Raw genomic sequence first — 3,043 nt, 5'->3', positions numbered from 1 at the left:
CGTGGCCGAGTTCGACGCGGTCGCTCCGCCGGCCTACCCTCTCCTGCACGTCCTCACCGGGCCGGTGCGCAAGGCCGCCACCGACACCGGTGACGTCGAGGTCCCGCCACTGTGGGCCGGCTCGGGCTGGCGTGCGGCCGGGTCCTACGCCGATCGGCCGGCCGCCGAGGTGGTCGCCGAACTCTGGGATCGGGGCACGACTCTCACGGGATGAACGCCTGAGGACCGGGCCGAACCCCCGGGGCGGCTCAGTCGGTGCGACGCTCCGCCTCGGCGGCGATGTCCGCCAGATCCTGCTCCATGGCCTTGCGGGTCGCTCGTTCGGCGAGCCCGCCCATCAGAGCCATCACGACCCGGGAGATCGCCGGGGCGTGCGCGGTGTGGGAACCGAACCGCATCCGCAGGGTCGACCCGGTGCCGTCCGGGTCCGGGGTCACGGTGAACACCGTCTTGTACTCGGTGCCTCCGTTCTCGGAGACGATCGCGGTGGAGTGCGGAGGCTCGGCGGTGAGGACCATCATCTCCTCGGTGGACTTCACGCCGAACATCCTGCGGGTCTCCCGCCATCGCAGCCCGGGCTGATAGGGCCCCGGCGTGAGGATCTCGACCGCCAGGACCCCGCTGAGGGTGCGGTGCGCGGAGGGGATGTCGGTGAGCACGGCCCAGACCTCGTCGGGGCCGGCGGCGACGTGACAGGAGAGATCGAGCTGCATGGAATCGAGGTTACCGCCTGAAATGCGGAAACCGGCCCCGCTCGAGGCGGGGCCGGTCACACGCGGTGCCCGGGCCAGGCCGAACCCGGCCCGGGCTGATGCGCCGTCAGGCGCGTCGACTCAGGAGCCGAAGTTCTCGACGAAGCCGCCGAAGAAGCCGAGGACCTGGGCGATGAGGTCGGAGCCGAAGTCGGCGGCAGCCGAACCGGTGTTGACGGCGGCGGAACCGGTGGCGATGCCATTGATGAAGTCGGAGATCATGGTTGAGATCCTTTCGTCGTACCGACGGTGGGCTCTCCACCGCCGTGGTCTGCGTCGTTCGGACGCTCAGTGGGTACATCCGGACGACTGCGGCCGACGTTACCCAGAGAAGACTCCGAACCCCACCTGACAAGGGCTTTTGCCACGCGGTGGACGGTAAGGCCGCGTTCATACCAACAGGAAGTGAGTGACTGAAAGTGCTCAGGTGAGAGCTGTCTCACATTTAGTCCCGGGTCGGCGCACAGGGCGTCAACCGGCGGTCCGTGCGCGGGGTCGACGGGCCTAGACTCGGGGGCGTGAACTCCATCCGCACCGCGACCGCTTCCTCCGGACCGATCCCTCTGCCCGCGGGCTTCCGCGCACACGCGGGGGCCGCGGGGCTCCGCGAGGAGGGGGACGACGTCTTCGTCGTCGTCAACGACGGCCCGTCCCCGGCCTCGTCCGCGGTGTTCACCCGGTCCCGATTCGCCGGCCCCTCGGTGGTCCTCAGTCGGGAGAACGCCGCGGGCGGCCGGGCGCGCGGCGTGGTGGTGGTGGCCAAGAACGCCAACGTCGCCACGGGCGAGCAGGGGATGGCCGATGCGCGCGAGGTGCTCGAGCACGCGGCCGCGGCCGTGGGTACGGCGCCGGGGGAGATGCTCATCGCCTCGACCGGGGTGATCGGCCGGCGCTACCCCATGCCGATCCTGCGTGCCCATCTCGACTCGTTGGCCGAGGCCGGGTTCGACGCCGACGCTCTCGCTCTGGCCAGCGCGATGATGACGACCGACACCCACCCGAAGACGGCGACAACGGACATGACGACGACGACGGGCGGCACCGCCCGGGTCGTGGGCATCGCCAAGGGGGTCGGGATGGTCGAGCCGGACATGGCCACGATGATCGCCGTGGTCTTCACCGACGCCGCCGTGGAGCCCGGTGCGCTCGACGCCGCGTTCCGGAGCGCGGTGGACGCCACGTTCAACTGCCTGTCCGTCGACACCGACACCTCGACCTCCGACACCGCGATCGCGCTCGCCAGTGGTGTGGCCGGTCCGGTCGACGACGTGGAGCTCCGGAGAGCCCTGGAAGCCGTCTGCCTGGACCTCACCCTCCAGCTCGCCCGGGACGGCGAGGGCGCCACCAAGCTCCTCACCGTAGAGGTCACCGGCGCCCGGGACCGCGCCCAGGCCAAGCGCGTGGCCAAGACGATCCTCAACTCGCCCCTGGTGAAGACCGCCGTCCACGGGGCGGACCCCAACTGGGGCCGCGTCGCCATGGCGATCGGAAAGTGCCAGGACGACACCGACATCGACCCGGAGCGGGTGCGCATCGTCTTCGGCGACCTCGAGACCTATCCCGCATTCCCCGGTGACGCAGAACTCGAGCGGCTCACCGAGATCATGCGGGCCGACGAGGTCACCATCTCGGTCGACCTGGGTGTCGAGGGCGGCGCCGCCGACGGTGACTGCACGGTCTACGGCTGCGACCTCTCCCGCGAGTACATCTCGATCAACGCCGACTACACCACCTGAGCCGGGCACCGGGTGGGCGCCGGGCCATCCGGACGAAATACCCGGGCTTCAGGCCGCGGGCCGTCCGTCACCCGGTGGTCCGGGGCTGCCGGCGCGCCATCTCGAGGATCGTGTCGCGGGTGTCGTGCCAGACCCGACCGGTGATGTCGCCCCACGGGTCGTGGCCACCGGGGACCAGGGACACGCGGGCGGGGTCGCCCGCCCGGCGGGCCTGGCGAACGTAGGTCTCGGACTGCTCGGGGGACACGACCTCGTCGTCACGACCGTGGACGCACACCACCGGGACCCCGGTGGGCAGGTGGGACACGGGCGAGGCGTCCCGGTAGCGCTGAAGACGGGTGCCGGAGGGGCCGCCGAGGAGCCCGGCGACGTACCTGTCCCCGGCCTGTTCCGCGCGCAGCAGATCCGCCACCCCGGCCAGGGACACACACCCCGAGACCGGGACGACGGGACGGGATCCGGGCAGCGAGGACGGTAGTCGTGCCCGCCCGGCGACCCACAGCGCCAGGTGCCCGCCGGCGGAGTGCCCGGCGACCACCACCCGGCGCAGGTCCA

Annotated in this window: 4 protein-coding genes and 1 pseudogene; 2 read left to right on the top strand and 3 right to left on the bottom strand. The window is 71.4% G+C overall.

Annotation, left to right across the window (positions count from 1 at the left end; genetic code table 11):
- Positions 1 to 214, top strand: a pseudogene (locus tag G6026_RS11650) (nitronate monooxygenase); the annotation flags it as partial.
- A 34-nt stretch (positions 215 to 248) separates the two neighbouring features.
- Here the strand turns inward: G6026_RS11650 and G6026_RS11645 are convergent.
- Entirely contained in the window at positions 249 to 713 is a 465-nt protein-coding gene (locus G6026_RS11645; protein WP_182613276.1) for an SRPBCC family protein, read from the bottom strand.
- A gap of 120 nt (positions 714 to 833) precedes the next feature.
- Positions 834 to 974 carry a hypothetical protein gene (locus G6026_RS11640; protein WP_178088265.1) on the bottom strand — a complete coding sequence of 47 codons (141 nt, stop codon included), beginning with the start codon at positions 972 to 974 and terminating at the stop codon, positions 834 to 836.
- A gap of 296 nt (positions 975 to 1,270) precedes the next feature.
- Between G6026_RS11640 and argJ the strand changes: the two genes are divergently transcribed.
- The gene (gene argJ / locus G6026_RS11635; RefSeq protein WP_231750378.1) at positions 1,271 to 2,488 is read left to right on the top strand and encodes a bifunctional glutamate N-acetyltransferase/amino-acid acetyltransferase ArgJ; all 1,218 of its coding nucleotides are present in this window, start codon (positions 1,271 to 1,273) and stop codon (positions 2,486 to 2,488) included.
- Positions 2,489 to 2,555: 67 nt separating this feature from the next.
- On the opposite strand, the gene G6026_RS11630 is transcribed toward argJ, so the two are convergent.
- Positions 2,556 to 3,043 (bottom strand): prolyl oligopeptidase family serine peptidase (locus G6026_RS11630; protein ID WP_182613275.1); only part of this gene is annotated, 488 nt, incomplete at its 5' end.

Origin of the sequence: Dietzia sp. DQ11-38-2 (assembly GCF_014145055.1) — a bacterium.
GTDB lineage: Bacteria > Actinomycetota > Actinomycetes > Mycobacteriales > Mycobacteriaceae > Dietzia.
This window is presented reverse-complemented; position numbering and strand designations above follow the sequence as displayed.

Coding starts and splice junctions, on each gene's coding strand:
- G6026_RS11645 (WP_182613276.1), bottom strand. CDS start 713: ATGCAGCTCGATCTCTCCTGTCACGTCGCCGCCGGCCCCGACGAGGTC.
- G6026_RS11640 (WP_178088265.1), bottom strand. CDS start 974: ATGATCTCCGACTTCATCAATGGCATCGCCACCGGTTCCGCCGCCGTC.